Below are 22,770 nucleotides of genomic sequence, written 5' to 3' on the forward strand. Positions count from 1 at the left end.
CGGTGTCGTCCCACCCCTGGGCAAGCCGGGCCGATCTGCCGACAATGGACATGCCACTCACTCCTCCCGTCACGCCCGCGCCCCACCACACCCAACGGGGGTACCACGCCGTGTCCTTGAGCACCCGCACACCGATGAGCAGGCGCACCTTCACCCGCACCGCCCTGCTGGGCGCCCTCGCCGCCGCCGGGCTGGCCGCGGGCTCGCCGACCGCCTCGGCGGCCGCCCTTCCGGGCGGGGCCGACTGGCTGGGCAGCGTCGACGCCCAGGCCCCCCTCGCGCGACTCACCCTCCCCGGCACGCACGACACCTGCTCGCTGTACGGCGGCGCCCTCACCCAGACCCAGACGCTCGCCCTGCCGGACCAGTTGACGGCCGGCGTGCGCTTCCTCGACATCCGCTGCCGCGCGGTCGACGGCGTGCTCGCGATCCACCACGGGCCGGTCTTCCAGCAGATCTTCTTCGGCGACGTCCTCAACCAGTGCCGGGCGTTCCTGGCCGCGCACCCCGGCGAAGCCCTGGTGATGCGGGTCAAACAGGAGTACTCCACCGTCCCCGACAGCGAGTTCGGCGCTCTCTTCGCCGGCTACCAGCAGCGCTGGCCCGGTCTGTTCTGGACGGAGGACCGCGTCCCGCGGCTCGGCGAGGTGCGCGGCCGGGTCGTCCTGCTCGCCGACAACTCCGGTCTGCCCGGGCTCCGTTGGGGCGGCGGCCGCACCGACATCGAGGACGACTACGACATCGGCACCATCTTCGAGATCGCCTCCCGCAAGTGGCCCGAGGTCTCCGCCCACCTCGACGCCGCCCGCGCCGCGAGCGACCCGCAGCGGCTCTTCCTCACCTTCACCTCCAGCTCCGGCTGGGGCCTCTGGCCGCGTCAGGCCGCCGACGCGATCACCCCCAGGCTGCGCGGCTACCTCGGCAGCCTCGACCGGTCCGCCCGCCCGGTGCTCGGCACCGTCCCGATGGACTTCGTCACCGCCGACCTGGTGCGCTCCCTCTACGCGCTGAACTTCGGCCTCTGACCGCCCGTTCTGCGGAGGCGGCGCACCACCGACACCCGGATGCTCGGCCTGCGACGCTCCCTGTCGCCGGCCGGCCCGGCGACCGTGCCGGCCTGCCTCGTGCCGGGAACAGCTCCACGAACCGCCCGTCGGTGAACAGCCCTCCCACCTCGCCCCGGGTCCGGACAGTCAGGCCGCCCTTCGGGAACGCAGCCCGCGCCACCCTCACCGTCTCCGCCGGAACCTCGCCCGGCCCACCCCGCAAGCATCGACACCGGACCACCCCCAACGACCAACGCCGGTCTCCGGGACAGGTCTCGGAGACCGGCGTTGGTCACCGCAGCCAATCTCTCACAACCCACCAACAGCGTCCGGATGTGCAAGGGGCCGTGGGGGACGGCTCACAGACCGGGCACGTGGTAGCCGTTCAGGCGCCAGAGCGCCGCGCTGTACCAGAGCAGGACGATCAGGACGAGCAGGGCGCCGCCCGCCGTGGGCAGGGCCCAGTCGGGCAGCCGGCGGTGGCGGACCACGATGACCTTGGCGACGAACGCGCCGTAGAGGAAGCACCCGGCGAACGAGTGCAGGGCGACCCGACTGTCCGTCAGCTGCACGCCGTAGGCCGTGAGGCAGTGGTAGGCGATCGGGAGGGACAGCAGGAACGCGGCCAGGCCGACCAGCCGGTGCCCGCTCCGGACCGACCGGGGTGCGGTGGGCACACCGGGCAGCCGGCCGTACATCCAGAGCGCCAGCAGGAGCTGGATCAGCGCCAGGCCCAGCAGGGCGGTGCCGAGCTGGGCCTTGAGCTGGTTGGCGTCGTCGAAGCGGCGGCCGAAGAGGCTGCTGGTGTAGTCGGGGGTGTGTGCCCGGCCGTACCAGAGGAGGCCGACCGTGACCGCCAGCGGCAGGAGGGCCCACAGGAGGCCGGAGGCCCACCGGGGGCGGGACGACCGTTCGACGCCGTTCATCCGCTCAGTCGCCCTCGACCTTGCTGCCCGCGGTGTTGACCACATACCACTTGGCACCGAAGGCGCTGGACTCCTCGCCGTTGGTGTCGCCCTGCGCCGTGTCGCCCTCGAAGGAGTAGAGCGGGTGGCCGTTGTAGACGATCTGGGTCGTGCCGTCCTTGCGGGTGGTCGTGGAGAGTTTGGCCTGGTCGACACCGTTGGCGGCGGTGGGGGCACCGGTGGTCAGAGCGGGGGGCCAGGCGGTGGCGCAGGCGTCGTAGCAGGTCGAGGTGGGCGAGGTGTCCGCCTCGAACAGGTAGAGCGTCTTGCCCCGCGCGTCGACCAGGATGTTCTGGTACTTGCCGACGGTGGTCGCCGAGACCGTGGCCGCCGCACCGCCGGCTCCGGCGGAGGGGCTCGGGCTCGCGCTCTCCGTCGGGGTCGCTACGGCGGTCGGACTGCCGGAGGAGCTCGCCGTGGAGGTCGCCGGGGGTGTCGGGCTTGCCGCGGCTGTCGACTTGTTGCTGCTGGAGCAGCCGCCGCACGCCACGGTGATCAGGGCGACGACGGCGGCCGTGGCGGTCACCGTACGGGAAATTCTCATGGCTTCACTCCGGCCGGGGTGGGAACTGGTGCCACCACTTCAGCGCGAACAGGCTCGGCCGCTTCACCAGGCACGCCAGGGGGTGGGCAAGGCGAGGCGACCGTTAACTCCGATGGCCGACAGTAACGGCCCCGGGCCGCGCCGCCCCGGGCCACGGGCAGTCCCCTGGTCGACGGTCTTCGGTCGGTTCCGGGCCTGGCGGGACACCGGTGTGCTCACCTCGCTGCTCGAAGGTCTGATCGCCGAGGCCGCCCGCGAAGGGAGGGCGGACCTGTCCCTGGTCAGCGTGGACTCCACGACTGTGCGCCTCGTACGACCGATCAACTGATCACAACCTCACGGGTCAGAACACCTGGTACTCCAGTGGCAGCAGCGCAGCGGGCACGAGTGCCGAACGCGGGCAGCCCGGCCACGGCCAGGCCCACGACGATCAGCCCGAACACGACCGAACCCCCGAGGAAGCAGCCGAAGTTGTTCTCCGGCCGAGCGCCCCGGTGGACCGCCCGGTGCCCGCCCAGGCCGACCCGGGCCGCCGCCTCGGCGGTCTCCCCCGGGACCGGCCGAGCCGGGGGCCGTGCGGGCCCGGCCCTACGTGCACCAGAACAGGAACGGCGTGCAGCTCGCCGTCGGCTTCGGCGTCGCGGTGGCCGAGGGCCGCGGCGCGGGCGTCGAGGGCGGCAGGGCGGTGGGCGGGGCGGTGCTCGGTACCGGCGGGGCCGGCGGCGCCGGATCCGGGTCCGGAGCGCGGGTGCTCGTCGACGCGGCCGGCGTGCTGCGCCTGGCGGAGGGCGTGGGGCTCGCACTGGTGCGCTGCGCGACCGGCGTGACGGGGGCCGTGGTCGCCGCGGGTGCGGTGCCGGCCGTGGCCGGTGCCGCGGCCGGGCCGGTCGGCGACTCCACCACGACCGGCCGGACGGCGTCGGGCGCGGGCGGCACGTCCTCCGAACCGTTGGCCACCAGGGCCGCCGCACCGAGCCCCACGACGGCCAGGCCGACGGCCGAGAGCAGCAGCACGCCCGGCCGCCGTCCGGACCGCCGGGGAGTGCGCCGGGAGGCGGCCCGTCCGGGAGGCCCGTCGGACGACGGCGGTGACGGCACGGGCGCCGCCACCGGGGTGACGAGGGTGTCCGCCGGCCCGTCCGGGGCGGTCGCCGCGGGCGTGCCGCAGCCGGGGCAGGCCAGCGCGCCGTTCAGGTGGCGGCGGCAGGGTACGCAGTAGTCCATGAGTTCTTCCCGTGCTGCCGGGGTGGCCGGCACACGCCGGTTGTCGTCGACCGGCTCCCGCGCACTCCGTCGTGCGCATGCGGAGCCTAGGCAGGCCGACCGTGAGGGTTCCAGACCGTTCTGTGGTGCTTCTGCAAAGATTGCGCGCCCCGCCGGACAAGGCGGTGGAAGGGAAGTAGGAGGAGCAGGAGGAGCAGGAAGTCGGCTGGGCCGACTTCTCGCGCGCGGTCACGGGGCGGGGACGGTGGCCGTGGCGGTGACCGTGGCGGGGGCGGGCTCCTGGGGCGCGGCCGGACGGGCGGGGCAGGCCCAGGCGGTGAGGGCGAGGAGGAGGGCGACCGGGAGGAGGGTGAGCGCAGCCACCTCGGTCCCGGTGCCGCGCAGCTCAGACGGCACGGGGAGCGGGGAGAGCCGGAAGGTCGAGTTCGGCCCAGACGGTCTTGGCATGGGGACGGCGGGGCTCGGCGCCCCACCGGTCCGCGAGGGCGTCGATGAGGACGAGTCCGCGCCCGGACTGCGCGTCGGGCTCGCAGACGGCGGGGAGGACCGGGCGCCGGTCGCCCCGGCAGTCGGAGACCTCGATGCGGAGCACATGGGCACCGGCGGTGAGGGCGAGGGCCAGCTCGAACCGCCGGCCATCGACGAGAGCGTCCTGCGAAGGCCCCTGGGCGGCTGGGACGTCCACTCAGGGCAGCTTCGTCGGCTCCTGGAGGTCGGACTGACCCGAGGCATGGTCGTCCAGGTCCTGCCGTTGGACAGAACCGAGCACGCGGGCATGGGTGGCGCGTTCATTCTGCTGACGCCCAAGGGCCGACCTCAGACCGGCTACATCGAGGTTCAGACGAGCAGTAGGCTGATCACGGATCAGGACGAGGTCCGTATCATGAACGCCCGATACGGCACCCTCAGGGCGCAGGCCCTCACTCCGCAGGAGTCCCTGTCCCTGATCGAGAAGATGCTGGGAGAGCGATGAGCACCGAACTCGCATGGTTCAAGAGCAGCTACAGCAGCAACGAGGGCGGCGCCTGCGTCGAGATCGCCTGGCGCAAGAGCAGCTACAGCGGCAACGAGGGCGGCGAGTGCATCGAGATCGCCGAGGCGACCGAGGCCGTCCACGTCCGTGACTCGAAGGACAAGTCCGGCCCGCAGCTCACCTTCGACTCGGCCGCCTGGCAGGCCTTCGTGGAGTTCGCCGCGTCCGCCGAGGTCTGAGCGCCACCACCCCAAACGGCCCACCGCCCTTCGGCGGCGGGCCGTTGGCGTACCCGGCCCCACCCGCGCCGGGCCTTCCCGGGCCCGTACAGCCGGGCTCTGTACGGGTCGCGGCCCGGCGTCGCCGGTACGGGCCGGGCCCGTCAGGCCCGGCCCTCCCGCAGGGAGCGGGCGCCCGCCCGGGCGAACGGGCCGGCCAGCAGGCCGACGGCCGCGCCGAGGGCGAGGCCGAGCAGGCTGTCCAGGACGTCCCGGGCGGTGCAGGCCTGGCCGATGCCGGGCAGCGCGTACTGCGCGCACTCGATGGCGAACGGGAGTGCCGCCGCCCCCAGCAGCACGGTCGCCGCCCGGGCCCGGGTGCCCGCGAGCGCGCCCGCGAGGCCGATCGGGACGAACAGGGCGAGGCAGAGGCCGCCCGGGTTCAGCACGGTGAGGTCGTGCATCGGCATCAGGCCGAGGCCGGTGAGGGTGCAGTGCCGCACGGCGTGCCGGGAGTACGCCGAGAGCGGGCCCCAGCTGTCCGGCAGCAGGGTCAGCGTGGCCACCCCGCCGAGGGCGAGCAGCAGGACGAACGCCACCGCCCAGTGCGCGCGCAGCCACCGCCCGACGACGCGGTTCAGCAGCGCGGCCGGCACCAGCGAGCAGAGCAGCCCGGGCCAGAACATCGGCATCGTGCCGAGGACAGCTTTGATCACGCCCACACGGACGCCGTCGAACACCCACCCGGTTCTCCCGGGCAGCACCGGCCGTCCGGCCGCCTGTCGGCCCGGCGCGGGCGCCACCCCAACTCCCGCCGTCCGTACGACATATCGCATGACAATCGGCTATCTCGCTCGATCGAGCGAAGAATCCGCCGTATCCGGATTTCCGCCACGCCGGAAGGGGAACATCAGCACGTCCGCGCCCGAACGAACCCCTGTCCGGGCGGTACCGACTCCGGCCACTTGGATCAGCCCGTGACTACCTCCGCCCCCGTGTGGGACTGCCCCTTCAACCACACCGAAGGCCTGGAGTTCGACCCGCTCCTGAAGCAACTGCTCACCGAGGAGCCGGTCGCCCGGATCCGGCTGCCGCACGGCGAGGGCGAGGCCTGGCTGGCCACCCGGTACGAGGACGTCCGCGTGGTCACCACCGACCGGCGGTTCAGCCGCGCGGCCGGCATCGGCCGCGACCTGCCCCGGATGACGCCCGCCCCGATCGCCCAGGCCGAGGCGATCAACCTGATGGACCCACCGGCCCACAACCGGCTGCGGCGGCTGGTGGCCAAGGGCTTCACCAACCGCCAGGTCGAGCGGCTGCGCCCGAAGACACAGCAGACCGTCGACGGGTACCTGGACGGCATGGAGGAGCACGGCGCCCCGGCGGACCTCGTGCAGCACCTCTCCGCCCGGCTCCCGATGACCACCATCTGCGAGCTGCTCGACATCCCCGGGCCGGACCGCGCCGAACTGCGCGGCCACGCCGTCGCGATGATGACGATGGGCCCCGGCAGCGGCGCCGGCCAGGAGCACGCCAAGGCCGCCCTGCGCGCCTACTTCTCCGATCTGACGGCCACCCGCCGCCGCGACCCCGGCGAGGACCTGATCAGCGCCCTCGCCACCGCGCGGGACGAGGAGGAGCTGCTGGACGACCAGGAGCTCGCCGTGATGGCGATGGTCCTGCTGGTCACCGGCCACGACACCAGTACCTACCAGCTGAGCAACATCACCTACACCCTGCTCACCCACCCCGAGCAGCTCGCCAAGCTGCGCGCCGAGCCGGAGACGCTGCCGCGCGCCCTGGAGGAGCTGCTGCGCTTCATCCCGTTCCGGCAGGGCGTCGGCATCGCCCGGGTGGCCACCGAGGACGTCGAGCTGGGCGGGGTGCTGATCCGGGCCGGCGAGGCGGTGCACGTCTCCTACCTGGCCGCCAACCGCGACCCGGCGATGTTCGAGCGCCCGGACGAGCTGGACCTCTCCCGTGGCACGGCCAACCACATGACCTTCGGCTACGGCACCCACCACTGCGCCGGCGCCCACCTCGCGCGGATGGAGCTCCAGGTCGCCATCGGTACGCTGCTGCGGCGCTTCCCCGGGCTGCGGCTGGCCGTGCCCGCCGAGGAGCTGGACTGGCGGACGGGCTCGATCTGGCGCTACCCGCGCACCCTGCCGGTCGCCTGGTGACCTCTCCGCCGCAGCAGTGCGGCGCACCTCCCACGCACCCGTAGGCCACCGCCCGCGCCGGCCCCGCCCGCGCGGGTCACCAGGGGAGACCTCACACCCATGGCAACACTCTGCCGTCCCGCCGTCGCCGTACCCGAACACGTCATCACCCTCGACGAGACCCTCGACCTGGCCCGCACCCTGCACGCCGACCACCCCCAACTCCCCCTCGCGCTGCGGCTGATCCAGAACACCGGGGTGCGGACGCGGCACCTGGTGCAGCCGATCGGCGAGACGCTGCGCCACCCCGGCTTCACCGCCCGGAACGCGGTCTACGAGCGCGAGGCCAAGCGCCGCGTCCCCGAGGTGGTCGAACGCGCCCTGGGCCACGCGGAGTTGTCCGCCCGGGAGGTCGACCTGATCGTCTACGTCTCCTGCACGGGCTTCATGATGCCCTCGCTGACCGCCTGGCTGATCAACACGATGGGCTTCCGCTCCGACACCCGCCAGGTGCCGATCGCCCAGCTCGGCTGCGCGGCCGGCGGTGCCGCCGTCAACCGCGCCCACGACTTCTGCCGCGCCTACCCGGGCGCCAACGTCCTGATCGTGGCCTGCGAGTTCTGCTCGCTCTGCTACCAGCCGACCGACCTCGGCGTCGGCTCGCTGCTCTCCAACGGCCTGTTCGGGGACGCGATCGCCGCCGCCGTGGTGCGCGGCCGCGGCGGCACCGGCGTGCACATCGAGCGCAACGGCTCGCACCTCGTCCCGGACACCGAGGACTGGATCTCCTACGGCGTCAAGGACACCGGCTTCCACTTCCAGCTGGACAAGCGCGTCCCCGGCACGATGGAGATGCTCGCCCCGGCCCTGCGCACCCTCGCCACCCAGCACGACTGGGACGTCTCCGGGCTGGGCTTCTACATCGTGCACGCCGGCGGCCCGCGCATCCTGGACGACCTCTGCCACTTCCTCGACCTGGAACCGGCCGCCTTCCGGTTCAGCCGCGCCACGCTCACCGAGCGCGGCAACATCGCCAGCGCGGTGGTCTTCGACGCGCTGGCCCGCCTCTTCGAGGAGGGCGGCGTCGCCGACGGCACGCACGGCCTGATCGCCGGCTTCGGGCCGGGCATCACCGCCGAGATCTCGCTCGGCAGCTGGGCCGGGGTGCCTGTCGAGGCCACCATCCCGCACCGCCCGCGCCTGCTCCGGGCCACCGACCTCCAGCCGAAGTACGGTGTTCCGGCAGCATCCTGACGTTCCGGCGGGCAGCACCTGGGCGGCCCGACCGGACTATGATCAGTGAATGACGGACATCACCGAGAGAGCCGGCGGCCTCACGGACCTGCCGGCCCGGTTCCCGCAGTTGCACGCCCCGCAGTACTGGGCCTGGGGCCGGTACGACGCGCAGTTCTCCACCGCGCTGCCGCCGGACGACCTCGTCACCAACATCCACCTGGTCGGGTTCGCCGCCGGGCGCATCGTGCTCTGCCGGGACGACCGCGACCACTGGTTCCTGCCGGGCGGCACCCGTGAGAGCGGCGAGTCGGTCGAGTCCTGCCTGGTGCGCGAACTGCAGGAGGAGGCCGGCGCCCGGCTGCTCGGCGAGCCGGTCTGGCTCGGCGCGCACCGCTGCGTGACCGACCTGGCCGAGCCGTACCGGCCGTGGCAGCCGCACCCGGAGAAGGCCTGGCTCTGGGGCTGGGCGGACGTCGCGGTGGACTCCACGCCGACCAATCCGGACGACGGCGAGCAGGTGGTCGAGGTGCGGGCGGTGGAGCCGGCCGAGGCGCAGCGGCTGCTGGTCCGGGGCCACGAGGTCTGGTGGGCCGAGCTGATCGGCCTCGCGGTGGAGCTGCGGACCAGGGCGGCCACGGGCTGAGGGCGCGCCGCCGGGCGTCCACGGGCCGAGGGCCCGCCGCCGGGCGCCCCTTCCCTCCCCTCCACCGCTCCACACCCCGGCGGCCCGGAGATCACCGGGATGGCCGATCATCGGCGCGCATCGCCCGATATGCGGTGATATGACTCGTTTGAACTCGGGTCTGCACCGACGGGAGCGTCATGGACAACTACCCGCTGCTCAACATCTTCTGGACGATGCTGGAGCTGTTCCTCTGGATCCTCTGGTTCTTCCTGCTCTTCAAGATCATCACGGACATCTTCCGGAGCCACGACCTCAGCGGCTGGGGCAAGGCCGGCTGGCTGATCCTGGTGATCCTGATCCCGCTGATCGGCGTCCTCGTCTACGTCATCGCCCGCGGGAAGTCGATGGGCGAGCGGGACGTCGCGCAGGCCAGACAGAACGAGGCCGCGTTCAAGGCCTACATCCGTGACGCGGCCGGCGACGCTCCCCCGGACGCCGCGCAGGGCCGCAGCCACGTCGACGAGCTGGCCAGACTCGCGGACCTCAGGGCCGGCGGCGCCATCACCGAGGAGGAGTACCAGAAGGCCAAGGACAAGATCCTGGCCTGAGGCCCGGCAGGCCGGCGGCACGGCTGCCGGGCAACACGACGGCCCGGCAGCACGCGGCGGGCCGGTGGACCTCTCCGGTCCGCCGGCCCGCCGCCGTTCGACTCCCGCTCGGCGCCTTCCGGGCTCAGTGCCTTCCCCGGCTCAGCGCCGCCCGGAGCGGCGGCCGCCCTCGGCCCCGGCGCCGCCGGTCAGCCCGGCCCGGCGCAGCGCGTCCGCCATGGCACTGTTGGACGGCGCCGCCTGGCCACCACCCGCACCGGCCCCGGCGCCCTGCCCGCCGCCCTGCCCGCCGCGGCGGTCCTGCCGCGGCGGCCGCCCCTGGCGGGAGCCGCGGTCACCACGGTCGCCGCCGCGCTCCCCCCGCTCGCCGCGGTCGCCTCGGTCCCCGCCCTGGCCGCCGCGCTCCCGGCCGACCTCGTCGTCCAGGCGCAGCGTGAGCCCGATCCGCTTGCGCGGCACGTCCACCGTCGTCACCCGGACGGTCACGATGTCACCCGGCTTGACCACCTCGCGCGGGTCCTTGACGAAGGTCTTCGACAGCGCCGAGACGTGCACCAGGCCGTCCTGGTGCACGCCCACGTCCACGAAGGCACCGAAGGCGGCGACATTGGTGACCACGCCCTCCAGCAGCATGCCCACCTCCAGGTCGCCGATCTTGTCGACGCCCTCCTTGAAGGTCGCGGTGCGGAACGCCGGGCGCGGGTCACGGCCCGGCTTGTCCAGCTCGCCCAGGATGTCGGTGACGGTCGGGACGCCGAAGACGTCGTCGGCGAAGTCGCCCGGCCGCAGCGCCCGCAGCGCGCTGCCGTTGCCGATCAGCTGCCGCAGCTCCCCGCCGGTGGCGGCCAGGATCCGGCGCACCACTGGGTAGGCCTCGGGGTGCACGCTGGAGGCGTCCAGCGGGTCGTCGCCGTCCGGGATCCGCAGGAAGCCCGCGCACTGCTCGAAGGCCTTCGGGCCCAGCCGGGCGACGTCCTTGAGCGCCTTGCGGGTGCGGAACGGGCCGTTCGCGTCCCGGTGCGCCACGATGTTGTCGGCCAGCGTCCCGGTGACACCGGAGACCCGGGTGAGCAGCGGCGCCGAGGCGGTGTTGACGTCCACGCCGACCGCGTTGACGCAGTCCTCGACGACCGCGTCCAGCGAGCGGGAGAGCTTCACCTCGCTCAGGTCGTGCTGGTACTGGCCGACCCCGATCGACTTGGGGTCGATCTTCACCAGCTCCGCCAGCGGGTCCTGCAGCCGGCGGGCGATCGAGACCGCGCCGCGGATCGACACGTCCAGCTCCGGCAGCTCCTGGGAGGCGAACGCGGAGGCCGAGTAGACCGAGGCGCCGGCCTCGCTGACCATCGCCTTGGTGAGGCCCAGCTCCGGGTGGCGCTTGAGGAGGTCCTCGGCGAGCTTGTCCGTCTCCCGCGAGGCGGTGCCGTTGCCGATCGCCACCAGGTCGACGGCGTGCTTCTTCGCCAGCGCCGCCAGGGTCGCGATCGAGGCGTCCCACTTGTTGGCCGGCTGGTGCGGGTAGATCGTGTCGTGGGCGACGACCTTGCCGGTCGCGTCCACGACCGCCACCTTCACGCCCGTCCGGAAGCCCGGGTCGAGGCCCATGGTCGAGCGGGTGCCGGCCGGGGCGGCCAGCAGGAGGTCGCGCAGGTTCGCCGCGAAGACGCGCACCGCCTCGTCCTCGGCCTCCTGGCGCAGCCGGCCGCGCAGGTCGATGCCGAGCCGGACGAGCACCCGGGTGCGCCAGGCCCAACGGACGGTGTCGCCCAGCCACTTGTCGGCCGGCCGGCCGTGATCGGCGATCCCGAAGCGGGCGGCGATCCGCCGCTCGTAGTCGTTCTCCCCGGGGAGGTCGCCCTCCTCGCCGTCGTAAGGGGAGAGGTCGAGGCTCAGCACCTCCTCCTTCTCGCCGCGCAGCATCGCCAGGATCCGGTGCGAGGGGAGCTTGGTGTACGGCTCGGCGAAGTCGAAGTAGTCGGCGAACTTGGCGCCGTCCTGCTCCTTGCCGTCGCGGACGGTGGCCACCAGACGGCCCCGCGTCCACATCCGCTCGCGCAGCGAGCCGACCAGGTCGGCGTCCTCGCCGAACCGCTCGACCAGGATCGCCCGGGCGCCCTCCAGCGCGGCCGCCCCGTCGGCGACGCCCTCGGCGAGGTAGCCCGCGGCCAGCGCCGCCGGGTCCTGCGTCGGGTCGGCCAGCAGCGTGTCGGCGAGCGGCTCCAGACCGGCCTCGCGGGCGATCTGCGCCTTGGTGCGCCGCTTCGGCTTGTACGGCAGGTAGATGTCCTCCAGCCGGGCCTTGGAGTCGGCCGCGAGGACCTGCGCGCGCAGCGCGTCGTCCAGCTTGCCCTGCGCGTCGATCGACTCCAGGACGGCCGCCCGGCGCTCCTCCAACTCCCGCAGGTAGCGCAGCCGCTCCTCCAGCGTGCGCAGCTGGGTGTCGTCCAGCGAGCCGGTGACCTCCTTGCGGTAGCGGGCCACGAACGGCACGGTGGCACCGCCGTCCAGCAGCTCGACCGCCGCCTTCACCTGCGCGTCGCGTACGCCCAGCTCCTCGGCGATCTGTCGCTGGATCGCCTGCTGGGCCTGCTTGGCCACCTGTTCGACTGGCGTGGTCACGAAGCCGGTCACCTTCTCCAGAGTTGCTGTCCCCGTACGCCCTGCATTCTGGCAGGTACCCGCGACACCCCGGCCCGCCCCCGTCGTGCCCGGGCGTGGCGCGGCGCGGCGCCGCCCGGCACGGCGGGGGCAGGCCGGGGCGTGCGGAGGCAGTCGCCTGCCCCCCGTTCGCCCGGGCCCGCGCCCCGTTCGCCCCGGCCTGCGCCGGCCTGCGCCGGCCGCCGGAGCGGCTGCCGGTACGGGTCAGCAGAGGCTGCGCGAGGGGCGGCCGTCGTCGGCCACCCGGATCAGGTGGGTCTCCCGGTCCGTCACCAGGCGCAGCTGGTCCGGGCCCACCCAGACGGCCTCCGTGATGCCGTCGGCGTCGCCGTCGATGCAGGCGACGTCCCACCGGCGGGTGGCCGGACCGGAGCCGTGGTCGAGGAAGACCGTGTAGTACGGATCGGGGCCGAGCCCCTGCGTCTGCACCTGCACCACCAGGCGGTGGTCCGGGCGGCCCGGGGCCGGCTCGGTGCTCAGCGTCGTCGGGTCGCTCGCGAGGAAGGTCCCGAGGAGCAGGAACGGCATGGCGAGGACCCCCAGGGTCAGCACGCCCATGCCGAACATGCCGCGGACCCAGACCGGCCAGTGCGAGAACACCAGCGCCACGATCAGCAGCACCACGATCAGCGCGCCGAACACCCCCGGCGCGTCCAGCCAGTCCCGCAGGACCAGCAGCCCTCCCGACCTCCGGCTCACCCGGCCCGTCACGGCAGCGCCGGCCAGTACCGCCGCGCCCCCGAACGCCCCCCACGAGACCCGGCGCTCCCCCTTGATCGTCATGTCACCAGCCTAGTGTTCGAAATTCGGCCGATCGACGGGGAGGCCGGGAGTACAGTGCCGGGCATGTGCGCTGCCACTCGGATGCACGACCGCCTGTACGACGACGAACCGGACATCGACTCCGCCCTGGTCCGGCGGCTGGTCGCGGCACAGTTCCCGCAGTGGCGGGGGCTGCCGCTCGAACGGGTCGTCTCCTCGGGGGCGGACAACGCGATGTTCCGGCTCGGGCCCGAACTCGCCGTCCGGCTGCCCCGGGTGGGGTTCGCGGCCGACAGCATCCGGCGCGAGCGGGAGTGGCTGCCCCGGCTGGCCCCGCACCTGCCGCTGCCGATCCCGGTACCGCTGGCACACGGCCGCCCGGCCGCCGGCTACCCCTGGGAGTGGTCGGTGCTGCGCTGGGCGAAGGGCGTCAACCCGGCCGTCGGAGCGATCGCCGCACCTCTCCAACTCGCCCAGGACCTCGCCGGGTTCATCTCCGCACTGCGCACCGTCGACCCGGCCGACGGCCCGCCCGCCCAGCGCGGGGTGCCGCTCCGGCTGCGCGACGCCGCCACCCGCGCGGCGATCGGCCGGCTGCACGGGGCTATCGACACGGCTACGGCAACGGCGCTCTGGGAAAAGGCACTTCAGCTGCCCGACCGCGCCGGCCGGCCGGTCTGGATGCACGGCGACCTCTCCCCCGGCAACGTCCTGCTCGGCGGCCGCCGACTCGGCTCCGTCATCGACTTCGGCGCGGCGGGTGTCGGCGACCCGACCGTGGACCTGATCGCGGCCTGGAACCTCCTCCCCGCGACGGCCCGCCCCGTCTTCCGCGCCGGGGTCGCCGCCGACGACGTGGAGTGGGAACGCGGCCGCGCCTGGGCGCTGTCCATCGCGCTCATCCAACTCCCCTACTACCGCACGACCAACCCGGCGCTGGCCGCCAACGCCCGCCACGTCATCCGCGAGGTCCTGGCCGACCGGAGCCTCTGAGACGGCCCGGGCGGCGGCCCGCCCAGGGCGGGCCACTTCGTGCGGGCCGCCGCGGGCGGGCCACGGCGCCCTCAGAGCGCGGCGCGAGCCTCCTCCACCGAGTGCAGCACGGCCTTGGCGTCGGCCACCGCGGCAAGGGCGCCGGCCTCGTCCAGCAGCGCGTGCGCGTCGGCCGGGCGGCCGTCGGCGGCGGCGAGGTGGGCAAGGCCGACCAGGTTGGCGGCGACGCCCGCGGGGAAGGCGAGTTCGCGGCGCAGCCGGGTCGACTCCTCCAGCAGGGCGCGGGCGGCGGCCAGGTCGCCGGTCATGTGGGCGGCGATGCCGAGGTGGCGCAGGGCGTAGGAGAGCGTGCGGTCGTCGCCGGCGGCCGTCGCCAGGTCCCGCGCGCGGCGGAGGGCGGGGAGGCCGGCCTCGTGGTCACCGCGGACGACCTGGTGGTAGACGCCGGTCCAGAACTCGGCCTCGGCCTCGCCGCGTCGGTCGTCGAGCGCGCGGTAGAGCCCGGCGGCACGCTCGAAGTAGGCCAACTCGGCCACGTCCGCCTCCCGTTGCTGGAGGAAGCGGGCGTGCAGGACGCGGCCGCGGGCGAGCGCGAGGTCGGCCTCGGCGGCGTCCAGGGCGCGGTCGGCCGCGGGCAGGAGGTCCGTCTCGCCACCGAAGGTGGCGCGGTCGCACAGGAGTTGGGCCTGGGTGATTCGTTCGTCCATGCGCTCGACCCTAGGCGTCCGTGCGGCCGCCCGGGGCAGCATCCGTCACATCCCGGGCCGATGCGAGGACCCGGTCGAGCGTGGCCCGCCCGGCCGGCCCCCAGGTCGGCTTGCCACCCGGGAGGCCCAGCTCGCCGGCCCGGCCGATGCCGAGCAGGCCCAGACCGCGCAGGACGGCCCACCCGCGGGCGCGCCGCAGCGTCGCGCCGTCCACCCGGCCGCCCGTGCCCGCCGCCCCGGCCGCGTACACGTCGAAGAGGTGGGCGGCCGACCCGGCGGGCAGCAGCATCCACGCGGCCGCGAGGTCGGTCGCCGGATCACCGGCGCAGAGGTCGCCGAAGTCGAGCACGCCCGCGAGCGTGCCGTCCGCGACGACGACGTTGGCCGGGTGCAGGTCGGCGTGGAGCCAGACGGCGGGGCCGGACCACTCGGGCGCCCGGACGGCGTCCTCCCAGACCTCCCGGATCCCGGGCCCGAGCTCGCCGAGCTCGCCGGCACCACCACTGCCGCCACCGAGGACGGACCGGAACGCCCGTTCGAAGTCGTCCGCGCGCCCGGCCAACGGCCCGCCACGGTACGGGCTCCGCGGCGCGTCGGCGGGGGCCTCCCGGTGGAGCGCGCCGAGGAAGCCCGCCAGCTGGTCCGCCGCGTGCCGGCCCCTGGTCACCGGGGCCAGGTCGGCCGGCTCGCCGGCCACCCAGGCGGCGATGGTCCACGGCCGGGGGAAGTGCGCGGAGGGGCGGCCGGCCCGCACCGGGACGGGTACCGGGAGCGGAAGGCGCGGGGCCAGGACGGGCAGCCACTGCCGCTCCTTCTCCAACAGGGCCGGCGCGCGCGTCGTCCGCGGCAGCCGCACGGCCAACTCCTCGCCGAGCCGCCACACCTGGTTGTCCCAGCCACCGTCCACCGCCCGCAGTACCAGGCCGGCGAGGTCCGGGTGCTGCTCGCGCAGCAGGGCACGCACCGCGGCCCCGTCGATCTCCGGAGCGCCCGCGTTCCCGCCGCCCGCGCCGCCCGACCCCTCCGCGCCGTCCTCGCCGTCCGCGCCGTCCGTCATGACCGTCATGAGCGCCATGGTCGCAGCTCGCACCCGGCCGGATCCAGCGGCGGCCGGGCCGAACGCCCCCGGTAGGGTGCGGAGATGACACGTCATATCGCCTTCGACGGCCTCTGCAACTTCCGTGACCTGGGCGGCTACCCGACCGCCGACGGCAGGCCGACGCGCTGGGGCCGGCTGTACCGCTCGGACTCCCTCGGCAAGCTCTCCGCACCCGCCGACCTGGAGCGCTTCCGGGCCCTCGGGATCGGGACGGTGATCGACCTGCGCTACCCGTGGGAGATCGCCCGCCGGGGCCGGATACCGGAGCCGGCCGGGGTGGCCTACCACAACCTGTCGATCGAGCACCGGCCGTACGACCAGGCCGAGATCGACCCGGAGCTCGACCCCTGGCGGTACCTGGCCGACCGGTTCGCCGAGGTCGCCGCGGACGGGACGGCGGAGATCCGGCAGGTGCTGGAGGTGATCGCCGCGGCGGACCGCCCGGTGGTGTTCCACTGCGCGTCGGGCAAGGACCGTACGGGGCTGATCGCCGCACTGGTACTCAGCCTGCTCGGGGTCGGCGAGGACGACGTGGCCGCGGACTTCGCGCTCACCGAGCTGGCCACCGCCCGGCTGGTCGCCGACTGGCACGCCGCCAACCCCGGGCGCACGCTGCGCTGGCCGGGCTTCGGGCGCGCGCCGGAGGCGGTCATCCGGCTCGCGCTCGCCGACCTCGCCGGCACCCACGGCTCGGTGCACGCCTACGCCACCGGTGCACTCGGCATCGACGAGCGGCTGATCGACGAGCTGCGGGCCCGACTGGTCGCCGCCTAGCGAGCTGCGGGCCCGACCGGTCGCCGCCCGGCCGATCGGCGGCGGAAGCCGGCCGGGCCCCCGAGCCCCGGCCCCCGGCACCGACCTCGCCGACCGGCGGCCGGCGGGACCCCTCAGCGGCGGCGGGGCCGCCCCTGGCCGCCGCCGCTGCCGCTGCGACCGCCCGCCCGGCCGGCCTGCGGCTTGCGGGGCGGCCGGCCCGCCGAGCCGGCGGCCGAACCGGCGGCGGGGGCGGTGACCGTGTCCGGCCAGTGGCCGGGCCGGGTGAGGGCCTCCGGGAGCCGGGTGGCGGCGTCGCCGCGGGCGGCGTTGAGCTGCGTCTGGGTGAGGAAGAGCGCCCCGGTGAGGTCGGCGCCCGCGAGCTCCGCGTCGCGCAGGTCCGCACCGATCAGGTCGGCGAGCCGCAGGTCGGCGCCGGAGAGGTCGGCGGCGACCAGCAGGGCACCGCGCAGATTGGCGCCGCGCAGGTCCGCACCGCGCAGCCGGGCCCCGAACAGGTCGGCGCCGCGGTGCTCGCGGCGGCGCGGGACGGCGGCGCGGACGAGCTCGCTCGCCTTCAGCAGCAGCTCGGCCACGCCCTGCCGGTGCGCGGGGACGTCCACCGCCAGGATCTCGTCGGGGGTGCCGGCCGCGAGCCGCGCCGTCTCCTCCAGCGCCTGCTGCAGCTCGGCACGGACAGGGCGGGCCGGGGCGAGGGCGAGCGCCTCGGTGAGGTACCGGAGCAACTCGTGCAGCTGCCGGACCACGGGGAACACCTCGAACATCCGCGGCGCGGTCGCCGGCTCCTCGCGCCAGCTGCGGCCGCCGAAGGTGACCTGCGAGACGTACTGGCCGGCCCCGAAGCAGTCGTAGACGGTGCAGCCCTGGAAGCCGCGGTCGCGCAGCCGGGCGTGGATGCCGCAGCCGAAGTCGGCCTGCAGGTTGCGGCAGGGGGTGCCGGCGGACTTGTCGACGGCGAAGTCGGCGCCGGCGGCGAACGGCAGCGCGACACAGCACAGCCCGAAGCAGCTGCCGCAGTCGGACAGAAGGGTGAGGGGTGTGAGGGGTGCCACTGTTCGGTTGTCCTCCGTGCGACGTGTCGGTGCGCTGTAGAGCGTACCGACACCACCCCGGCCACCGGGGCCGTCCGGGAACCGGGGAGCCGGCCACCGCAGTCCGTTAGTGTGGTCGGCCGGTGTCGGTCCCGGTCCGCACGGAGTCGGGGACGCCGAAGCCCTCGGGGGCGCCGGGCGACCGGAGCCACCGCGGCGACCGATCGGCCGGACCGGCCGGCCCACCGATCACTGGAGGAGAGCAGGCATGTCCCGGCACGACGTGACGGCGTACCCGGACACCGAGGACACGGGCGACCGCGGCGGCACCACGCCCGCCGCCGGCGCCCCGGCCCCCGACGCCCCGCGCTTCTCCCCCCGCGCCCGCACCGCCGCACTGACGCTGCTCTGCCTCGCGGTCTGCCTCGGCATCGCCGCCCAGCAGTGGGTCACGCTCCAGCTCGGCGGCTTCGACCTCGGGATCTTCGACCAGGGCGTGCGCGGCTACGCGCACTTCGGCCTGCCGGTGTCCTCACTGAAGAGCTTCCACCACGAGTTCCCGCCGGGCTTCTCGCTGCTCGGCGACCACTTCTCGCCGGTGATCGCGCTGATGGCGCCGCTGTACTGGATCTGGGACGACCCGCGCTCGCTGCTGATCGGCCAGGCGCTCTGCTTCGCGGCCGGCGTGCCGCTGATCCGCCGGGTGGCGGCGCACTGCTTCGCCGACGCGGACCCGCGCACCGCCCGCCGGGCCGCCGACCTGGCGGGCCTGGCGTACGCCCTGGGCTGGCCGCTGCTGGTGGCCTCGCGCGGCGGGTTCCACGAGGTGGCCTTCGCCGTCCCGCTGACCCTGCTGATGCTGGAGCGCGGCATGGCCCGCCGCTACGGCACGGCCGCGCTGGCCGGGCTGCTGCTCTGCTGCACCAAGGAGGACCTCGGCCTGCTGGTCGGCGCCTACGGGCTGGTGCTGCTGCTGCGCGCCCGCCGGGAGGACGACCGGGGCCGGCGCCGGCAGAGCGCCCGCTGGGGCGTGGGGCTCCTCCTCGGCGGCCCGCTGGCCTCGGCCGTCGCGATCGCCCGGCTGGTGCCGGCGATGGGCGGGGTGCCCGGCTACTACTGGAACTACCAGTCGCTCGGCGCGGACGGGGGCGACGCCGTCTCCCACGTCCTGGCCGATCCGACCCTCCTCGTCTCCACCCTCTTCGACGCACCGCTGAAGCCTCTGCTGCTGCTCTGGATCTTCGGCACGCTGTTCGCCCTGCCGCTCCGCTCGGCCACGATCATCTGCGCCGTGCCGCTGCTCGCGGAGCGGGTGCTCTCCAGCAACCCGAACCACTGGTCGATCGCCCGCCACTACGACGCGTTCCTCTGGCCGGTCCTGCTGGTCGCCGCGCTGGAGGTGCTGGGCCGCTGCCACCGCAGCCCGCTCACCCGCCGGCTCGGCCTGGCGGCGGCGGCCGTGACGGTGGCGGCGGCGCTGCCGATCGGCGTGGCCGCACTGTTCGTCCCCGCCCACTGGCAGCCGAGCACGAGCGCGGCGGCGCTGCTCCGCGGGGCCGAGCGGATCCCGGACGGGGCGACGGTCGAGGCCGACAACCAGGCCGCGCCGCGGCTCTCGGCGCGGACCGACGTCGTGCTGGTGGACGAGAAGCCGCGCGGGCGCGAGTACGTGCTGATCCGCTCCGACAAGCGGGCGTTCCCGTTCCGGACCGACCGCGAGCAGGTGGCCCGGATCGAGCTGCTGCTCGCCCACGGGTACCGGCAGCTCTGGGCGGAGGACGGCGTGGTGCTGCTGCACCGGGAGAGCACGGAGCCGGTCCCCGGCGAGCAGGTGCCGGGCCCGGACAGCACGCCGTACCAGGACGAGGTGCCGTCCGACGTCGGCCACAACCTCTTCCGGGGCTGACGGCCGGCTGGACAGCCCTGAAGGGCCGGAGAGGCCGGGAGCCCAGCCCCCGGCCGGCGAGTCACCCGACCCGCGAGTCGACCGCTCCCGGGCCGTACGGGAGCAGCTCGGCGCGCTTCGGCGGCCGGCCGTCGCCCGAGGAGCGGCCGGTGAGGCGGCGCCCGATCCAGGGGCCGAGGTGGGTCCGGGCCCACCGGGCGTCGGCGGCCAGCTTCCCGGCCCGCCCGGCCGGGGCGGCGGTCGGCAGCGGGGCGCGCCAGTCGTACCCGACGGGGCGCCCGAGCGCCTCCAGCACGGCGTCGGCGACCCGGCGGTGGCCCTCCGGCGACAGGTGCAGCCGGTCCTCGGCCCAGAGCCGGCGGTCGTCGAAGCAGGGCGCGGCGAACAGGTCGACCACGGCGATGCCGGGGTCCTGGCCGAGCTCGTGGACGAAGGCCTTCATCCGCAGGATCGCGGGCAGCAGCCGGGTGCTGCCGGCCATCCGCCGGGTGGGGTCGGTGCTGGTGAACATCACGACGGTGGCGCCGGTGGCGCGCAGCGCGGTGGCGGAGCGGCCGAGCAGGTCCTCGACGCGGGCGATGTCGCAGCGCGGCCGCAGGACGTCGTTGAGGCCGCCGGCCAGGGTGACCAGCTCGGCACCCATCGTGGTGGCGGCGGGGACCTGCTCGTCGTGGATCTGGCCGATGAGCTTGCCCCGGACGGCGAGGTTGGCGTACCGGAACCCGCCGGCCGGCTGCTCGGCGGCGAGCCGGTCGGCGACCCGGTCGGCCCAGCCCCGGTAGTGGCCGTCCGCCAGCCGGTCGTCGCACATGCCCTCGGTGAAGGAGTCCCCGAGGGCGACGTAGCCGGCGAAGCCGCGGGGGCCGGTGGGCGTGGTCGGCGCGGCGTGCGCGCCCTTCTGCGCAGTGTTCTCCACGGCCGACGATCGTACGCGCAGCGCCGCCGGGGCCGGCCACGGGCCTCCCCCGGCCGGCCGGCGTGCGCCCACGGCCGCTAACCCGCGACGGGCTCCGGAACGGGCACCGGCGCCGGCCCGGGCACCGACTCCGGCACCGGCGCCGGCCCGGTCCCGGCCGGGCCGGTCACCCAGTGGGCCCGGACGGCGTCGGTCGGCCGCTGCTCGCCGAGCGAGCCGAGGCCCCAGGCGCCGAGGGCGTCGATCACCTGACGGAGCGTCGCACCGTGGTCGGTGAGCTCGTAGACAGTGGCGTTGGCGGGCCGTTCCAGCCGGCGCCGCAGGACGAGGCCCTCGGCCTCCAGCTGCTTGAGCCGCGTGGCGAGGATGTCGGTGGAGACGCCGGGCAGGTCGGCGTGCAGGTCCGTGTAGCGGCGCGGGCCGGCCAGGAGTTCACGGACGATCAGGAGGCTCCAGCGCTCCCCCACCGCGTCCAGGGCGCGGGCGACGGCGCAGTACTGGTCGTAGCTTCGGCGTGACATGTCGATCAGCATAGCCAAAAGGTTGGACTTTCCAAGTGCTTACTTGGTAGAACAAAGCAACCAGGGACAATGCGGGTGACGGTCAGGAGGCCGCAGTGGAGTTTCGGCAGTCCAGCAAGCTGGCGGACGTGTGCTACGAGATCCGGGGTCCGGTGGTCGACCAGGCCAACGCCCTGGAGGAGGCCGGGCACAGCGTGCTGCGGCTGAACACCGGCAACCCGGCCACGTTCGGCTTCGAGGCACCGGAAGAGATCATCCAGGACATCATCCGGAACCTGCCCAACGCGCACGGCTACAGCGACTCCCGGGGCATCCTGCCGGCCCGTCGCGCGGTCGTGCAGTACTACCAGCAGCGCGGTGTCAGCGGAGTCACCGTCAACGACGTGTACCTCGGCAACGGCGTCTCCGAGCTGATCCAGATGGCCGTCACGGCCCTGGTGGACGACGGCGACGAGGTGCTCGTCCCGATGCCGGACTACCCGCTCTGGACGGCCGTGGTCCGGCTGGCCGGCGGCAAGGCGGTGCACTACGCCTGCGACGAGGAGGCGGAGTGGTACCCCGACCTCGACGACATCGCGGCAAAGATCACCGCCCGCACCAAGGCCATCGTGGTCATCAACCCCAACAACCCGACCGGCGCGGTCTATCCGAAGGAGCTCCTGGAGGGCATCCTCGAACTCGCCCGCCGGCACCACCTGATGGTCCTCGCGGACGAGATCTACGACAAGATCCTCTACGACGGCACCGAGCACCACTGCCTGGCCGCGCTCGCCGACGACGTGCTCACCCTCACCTTCAACGGCCTCTCCAAGTCGTACCGGGTGGCCGGCTTCCGCAGCGGCTGGCTGGTCGTCTCCGGGCCCAAGCAGCTCGCCGCCAGCTACCTGGAGGGCCTCACCATGCTCTCCGGCATGCGCCTGTGCCCCAACGTCCCGGCCCAGTACGCGGTACAGGCGGCGCTCGGCGGCCACCAGTCGATCAACGACCTCGTGCTGCCGACCGGCCGGCTCGCCGAACAGCGCGACGTCGCGTACAAGGCGCTGAACGAGATCCCCGGCGTCAGCTGCGTCAAGCCCAAGGGCGCGCTGTACGCCTTCGCCAAGCTCGACCCGGCGGTGCACAAGATCGTCGACGACGAGCAGTTCGTGCTGGACCTGCTGCTCCGCGAGAAGATCCACGTCGTCCAGGGCACCGGTTTCAACTGGCCCCGCCCCGACCACTTCCGCTTCGTCACCCTCCCCCGGGCCGACGACCTGGAGACGGCGATCAACCGGATCGGACGCTTTCTCACCAGCTACCGCCAGGTCTGACGCCGCGGTGGGCAGGCCGGGCCCGGGGTGTCCCCACGCTCCCCGGTCCCGGCCTGCCCACCGCGGCTCGTAGGCCTGCCCACCGCGGCTCGTAGGCTTGTCGACCATGACCGTCCTGCGCTCGACCGCCCTGTTCGCCCTCGCCGCACTCGCCGAGATCGGCGGCTGCTGGCTGATCTGGCAGAGCGTGCGCGAGTCGCGGCCGTGGTGGCTGGCGGGGATCGGGGTGGTCGTCCTCGGCGGCTACGGCTTCGTCGCCGCGCTCCAGCCGGACAGCCACTTCGGCCGGGTGCTGGCCGCGTACGGCGGGGTGTTCGTGGCCGGCTCGCTGCTCTGGGGCGTCGTGGTGGACGGCTTCCGGCCGACCCGCTACGACGTGGCCGGCGCGCTGATCTGCCTGGCCGGGGTCGCCGTGATCATGTACGGCCCCCGGCGCTGAGCGCCGGCCGGCCACCCCGGCCGGCCACCGGTTGCCCCACGGCTGCCGGTTGC

The 22,770-nt window shown here is 74.4% G+C and carries 23 protein-coding genes and 2 pseudogenes; 14 read left to right on the top strand and 11 right to left on the bottom strand.

The window, feature by feature from the left end; all coding sequences use genetic code 11:
- Window positions 1-134 precede the first annotated feature (134 nt).
- Window positions 135-1,025 carry a phosphatidylinositol-specific phospholipase C gene (locus tag OH807_RS11570; RefSeq protein WP_406197220.1) on the top strand — a complete coding sequence of 297 codons (891 nt, stop codon included), beginning with the start codon at window positions 135-137 and terminating at the stop codon, window positions 1,023-1,025.
- A gap of 380 nt (window positions 1,026-1,405) precedes the next feature.
- On the opposite strand, the gene OH807_RS11575 is transcribed toward OH807_RS11570, so the two are convergent.
- Window positions 1,406-1,972 (bottom strand): DUF6529 family protein, encoded by a 567-nt coding sequence (locus tag OH807_RS11575; RefSeq protein ID WP_406197222.1) that lies wholly within the window; start codon window positions 1,970-1,972, stop codon window positions 1,406-1,408.
- 4 nt (window positions 1,973-1,976) lie between these two features.
- The gene (locus tag OH807_RS11580) at window positions 1,977-2,555 is read right to left on the bottom strand and encodes a hypothetical protein (RefSeq protein ID WP_406197225.1); all 579 of its coding nucleotides are present in this window, start codon (window positions 2,553-2,555) and stop codon (window positions 1,977-1,979) included.
- Window positions 2,556-2,718: 163 nt separating this feature from the next.
- Here OH807_RS11580 and OH807_RS11585 point away from each other — a divergent pair.
- A pseudogene (locus tag OH807_RS11585) lies at window positions 2,719-2,862 on the top strand (IS5/IS1182 family transposase); the annotation flags it as partial.
- Between the two features lie 306 nt (window positions 2,863-3,168).
- Window positions 3,169-3,774: a hypothetical protein gene (locus OH807_RS11590; protein WP_406197227.1), complete on the top strand. Its 606-nt coding sequence runs from the start codon at window positions 3,169-3,171 to the stop codon at window positions 3,772-3,774.
- 233 nt (window positions 3,775-4,007) lie between these two features.
- Here OH807_RS11590 and OH807_RS11595 read toward each other — a convergent pair whose 3' ends face one another.
- On the bottom strand, window positions 4,008-4,142 hold the full coding sequence (locus tag OH807_RS11595; RefSeq protein ID WP_406197230.1) for a hypothetical protein: 135 nt from the start codon (window positions 4,140-4,142) through the stop codon (window positions 4,008-4,010).
- Here OH807_RS11595 and OH807_RS11600 point away from each other — a divergent pair.
- The gene (locus tag OH807_RS11600) at window positions 4,129-4,752 is read left to right on the top strand and encodes a DUF5753 domain-containing protein (protein WP_406197233.1); all 624 of its coding nucleotides are present in this window, start codon (window positions 4,129-4,131) and stop codon (window positions 4,750-4,752) included. The genes OH807_RS11595 and OH807_RS11600 overlap by 14 nt on opposite strands.
- The gene (locus tag OH807_RS11605) at window positions 4,749-4,991 is read left to right on the top strand and encodes a DUF397 domain-containing protein (protein ID WP_406197235.1); all 243 of its coding nucleotides are present in this window, start codon (window positions 4,749-4,751) and stop codon (window positions 4,989-4,991) included. The genes OH807_RS11600 and OH807_RS11605 overlap by 4 nt, the downstream gene beginning before the upstream one ends.
- 143 nt (window positions 4,992-5,134) lie before the next feature.
- On the opposite strand, the gene OH807_RS11610 is transcribed toward OH807_RS11605, so the two are convergent.
- The gene (locus OH807_RS11610; RefSeq protein WP_406197237.1) at window positions 5,135-5,686 is read right to left on the bottom strand and encodes a VanZ family protein; all 552 of its coding nucleotides are present in this window, start codon (window positions 5,684-5,686) and stop codon (window positions 5,135-5,137) included.
- 261 nt (window positions 5,687-5,947) lie between these two features.
- Between OH807_RS11610 and OH807_RS11615 the strand changes: the two genes are divergently transcribed.
- The 4 genes from OH807_RS11615 (at window position 5,948) to OH807_RS11630 (ending at window position 9,601) form a co-directional block, all read left to right on the top strand.
- Window positions 5,948-7,153 (top strand): cytochrome P450, encoded by a 1,206-nt coding sequence (locus tag OH807_RS11615; RefSeq protein ID WP_406197239.1) that lies wholly within the window; start codon window positions 5,948-5,950, stop codon window positions 7,151-7,153.
- Window positions 7,154-7,252: 99 nt separating this feature from the next.
- Window positions 7,253-8,386, top strand: a complete 1,134-nt coding sequence (locus tag OH807_RS11620) for a type III polyketide synthase (RefSeq protein WP_406197242.1) — start codon at window positions 7,253-7,255, stop codon at window positions 8,384-8,386.
- Between the two features lie 49 nt (window positions 8,387-8,435).
- Window positions 8,436-9,011, top strand: a complete 576-nt coding sequence (locus OH807_RS11625; RefSeq protein WP_406197244.1) for an NUDIX hydrolase — start codon at window positions 8,436-8,438, stop codon at window positions 9,009-9,011.
- Between the two features lie 179 nt (window positions 9,012-9,190).
- Entirely contained in the window at window positions 9,191-9,601 is a 411-nt protein-coding gene (locus OH807_RS11630) for an SHOCT domain-containing protein (RefSeq protein ID WP_406197246.1), read from the top strand.
- A gap of 141 nt (window positions 9,602-9,742) precedes the next feature.
- Here the strand turns inward: OH807_RS11630 and OH807_RS11635 are convergent, their stop codons facing one another.
- Both OH807_RS11635 and OH807_RS11640 read right to left on the bottom strand, forming a co-directional pair.
- Entirely contained in the window at window positions 9,743-12,220 is a 2,478-nt protein-coding gene (locus OH807_RS11635; RefSeq protein ID WP_406197248.1) for a Tex family protein, read from the bottom strand.
- 243 nt (window positions 12,221-12,463) lie between these two features.
- On the bottom strand, window positions 12,464-13,042 hold the full coding sequence (locus OH807_RS11640) for a hypothetical protein (protein ID WP_406197250.1): 579 nt from the start codon (window positions 13,040-13,042) through the stop codon (window positions 12,464-12,466).
- A gap of 63 nt (window positions 13,043-13,105) precedes the next feature.
- Between OH807_RS11640 and OH807_RS11645 the strand changes: the two genes are divergently transcribed.
- On the top strand, window positions 13,106-14,014 hold the full coding sequence (locus tag OH807_RS11645; RefSeq protein ID WP_406197252.1) for an aminoglycoside phosphotransferase family protein: 909 nt from the start codon (window positions 13,106-13,108) through the stop codon (window positions 14,012-14,014).
- 71 nt (window positions 14,015-14,085) lie between these two features.
- On the opposite strand, the gene OH807_RS11650 is transcribed toward OH807_RS11645, so the two are convergent.
- Together OH807_RS11650 and OH807_RS11655 are read right to left on the bottom strand one after the other, a co-directional pair.
- Window positions 14,086-14,721, bottom strand: coding sequence for a tetratricopeptide repeat protein (locus OH807_RS11650; protein WP_406197255.1), 636 nt, complete (start codon window positions 14,719-14,721; stop codon window positions 14,086-14,088).
- A gap of 10 nt (window positions 14,722-14,731) precedes the next feature.
- Entirely contained in the window at window positions 14,732-15,778 is a 1,047-nt protein-coding gene (locus OH807_RS11655) for an aminoglycoside phosphotransferase family protein (protein WP_406210908.1), read from the bottom strand.
- An 84-nt stretch (window positions 15,779-15,862) separates the two neighbouring features.
- On the opposite strand from OH807_RS11655, the gene OH807_RS11660 reads away from it, so the two are divergent.
- Complete coding sequence (locus OH807_RS11660) at window positions 15,863-16,594, top strand: tyrosine-protein phosphatase (protein WP_406197258.1); 732 nt, start codon at window positions 15,863-15,865, stop codon at window positions 16,592-16,594.
- Window positions 16,595-16,707: 113 nt separating this feature from the next.
- Here the strand turns inward: OH807_RS11660 and OH807_RS11665 are convergent, their stop codons facing one another.
- Entirely contained in the window at window positions 16,708-17,646 is a 939-nt protein-coding gene (locus OH807_RS11665) for a pentapeptide repeat-containing protein (protein WP_406197261.1), read from the bottom strand.
- A gap of 247 nt (window positions 17,647-17,893) precedes the next feature.
- On the opposite strand from OH807_RS11665, the gene OH807_RS11670 reads away from it, so the two are divergent.
- Window positions 17,894-19,531 (top strand): DUF2079 domain-containing protein, encoded by a 1,638-nt coding sequence (locus OH807_RS11670; protein ID WP_406197264.1) that lies wholly within the window; start codon window positions 17,894-17,896, stop codon window positions 19,529-19,531.
- A 61-nt stretch (window positions 19,532-19,592) separates the two neighbouring features.
- Here OH807_RS11670 and OH807_RS11675 read toward each other — a convergent pair whose 3' ends face one another.
- Both OH807_RS11675 and OH807_RS11680 read right to left on the bottom strand, forming a co-directional pair.
- Window positions 19,593-20,342: an SGNH/GDSL hydrolase family protein gene (locus OH807_RS11675; RefSeq protein WP_406210911.1), complete on the bottom strand. Its 750-nt coding sequence runs from the start codon at window positions 20,340-20,342 to the stop codon at window positions 19,593-19,595.
- A gap of 263 nt (window positions 20,343-20,605) precedes the next feature.
- Window positions 20,606-20,968, bottom strand: a pseudogene (locus OH807_RS11680) (winged helix-turn-helix transcriptional regulator); the annotation flags it as partial.
- Between the two features lie 95 nt (window positions 20,969-21,063).
- Here OH807_RS11680 and OH807_RS11685 point away from each other — a divergent pair.
- Both OH807_RS11685 and OH807_RS11690 read left to right on the top strand, forming a co-directional pair.
- The gene (locus tag OH807_RS11685; protein WP_406197267.1) at window positions 21,064-22,278 is read left to right on the top strand and encodes a pyridoxal phosphate-dependent aminotransferase; all 1,215 of its coding nucleotides are present in this window, start codon (window positions 21,064-21,066) and stop codon (window positions 22,276-22,278) included.
- A gap of 106 nt (window positions 22,279-22,384) precedes the next feature.
- Window positions 22,385-22,717: a YnfA family protein gene (locus OH807_RS11690; RefSeq protein WP_406197270.1), complete on the top strand. Its 333-nt coding sequence runs from the start codon at window positions 22,385-22,387 to the stop codon at window positions 22,715-22,717.
- Window positions 22,718-22,770 lie beyond the last annotated feature (53 nt).

The sequence above is a fragment of the Kitasatospora sp. NBC_01560 genome, from assembly GCF_045208415.1.
Taxonomy (GTDB): domain Bacteria; phylum Actinomycetota; class Actinomycetes; order Streptomycetales; family Streptomycetaceae; genus Kitasatospora.

What these genes read in the sequence shown, in the direction of transcription:
- OH807_RS11690 (WP_406197270.1), top strand. Translation starts at nt 22,385, where the DNA reads ATGACCGTCCTGCGCTCGACCGCCCTGTTCGCCCTCGCCGCACTCGCC.
- OH807_RS11580 (WP_406197225.1), bottom strand. Translation starts at nt 2,555, where the DNA reads ATGAGAATTTCCCGTACGGTGACCGCCACGGCCGCCGTCGTCGCCCTG.
- OH807_RS11575 (WP_406197222.1), bottom strand. Translation starts at nt 1,972, where the DNA reads ATGAACGGCGTCGAACGGTCGTCCCGCCCCCGGTGGGCCTCCGGCCTC.
- OH807_RS11625 (WP_406197244.1), top strand. Translation starts at nt 8,436, where the DNA reads ATGACGGACATCACCGAGAGAGCCGGCGGCCTCACGGACCTGCCGGCC.
- OH807_RS11655 (WP_406210908.1), bottom strand. Translation starts at nt 15,778, where the DNA reads ATGACGGACGGCGCGGACGGCGAGGACGGCGCGGAGGGGTCGGGCGGC.
- OH807_RS11620 (WP_406197242.1), top strand. Translation starts at nt 7,253, where the DNA reads ATGGCAACACTCTGCCGTCCCGCCGTCGCCGTACCCGAACACGTCATC.
- OH807_RS11570 (WP_406197220.1), top strand. Translation starts at nt 135, where the DNA reads ATGAGCAGGCGCACCTTCACCCGCACCGCCCTGCTGGGCGCCCTCGCC.
- OH807_RS11645 (WP_406197252.1), top strand. Translation starts at nt 13,106, where the DNA reads ATGTGCGCTGCCACTCGGATGCACGACCGCCTGTACGACGACGAACCG.
- OH807_RS11670 (WP_406197264.1), top strand. Translation starts at nt 17,894, where the DNA reads ATGTCCCGGCACGACGTGACGGCGTACCCGGACACCGAGGACACGGGC.
- OH807_RS11650 (WP_406197255.1), bottom strand. Translation starts at nt 14,721, where the DNA reads ATGGACGAACGAATCACCCAGGCCCAACTCCTGTGCGACCGCGCCACC.
- OH807_RS11675 (WP_406210911.1), bottom strand. Translation starts at nt 20,342, where the DNA reads ATGTGCGACGACCGGCTGGCGGACGGCCACTACCGGGGCTGGGCCGAC.
- OH807_RS11630 (WP_406197246.1), top strand. Translation starts at nt 9,191, where the DNA reads ATGGACAACTACCCGCTGCTCAACATCTTCTGGACGATGCTGGAGCTG.
- OH807_RS11640 (WP_406197250.1), bottom strand. Translation starts at nt 13,042, where the DNA reads ATGACGATCAAGGGGGAGCGCCGGGTCTCGTGGGGGGCGTTCGGGGGC.
- OH807_RS11660 (WP_406197258.1), top strand. Translation starts at nt 15,863, where the DNA reads ATGACACGTCATATCGCCTTCGACGGCCTCTGCAACTTCCGTGACCTG.
- OH807_RS11605 (WP_406197235.1), top strand. Translation starts at nt 4,749, where the DNA reads ATGAGCACCGAACTCGCATGGTTCAAGAGCAGCTACAGCAGCAACGAG.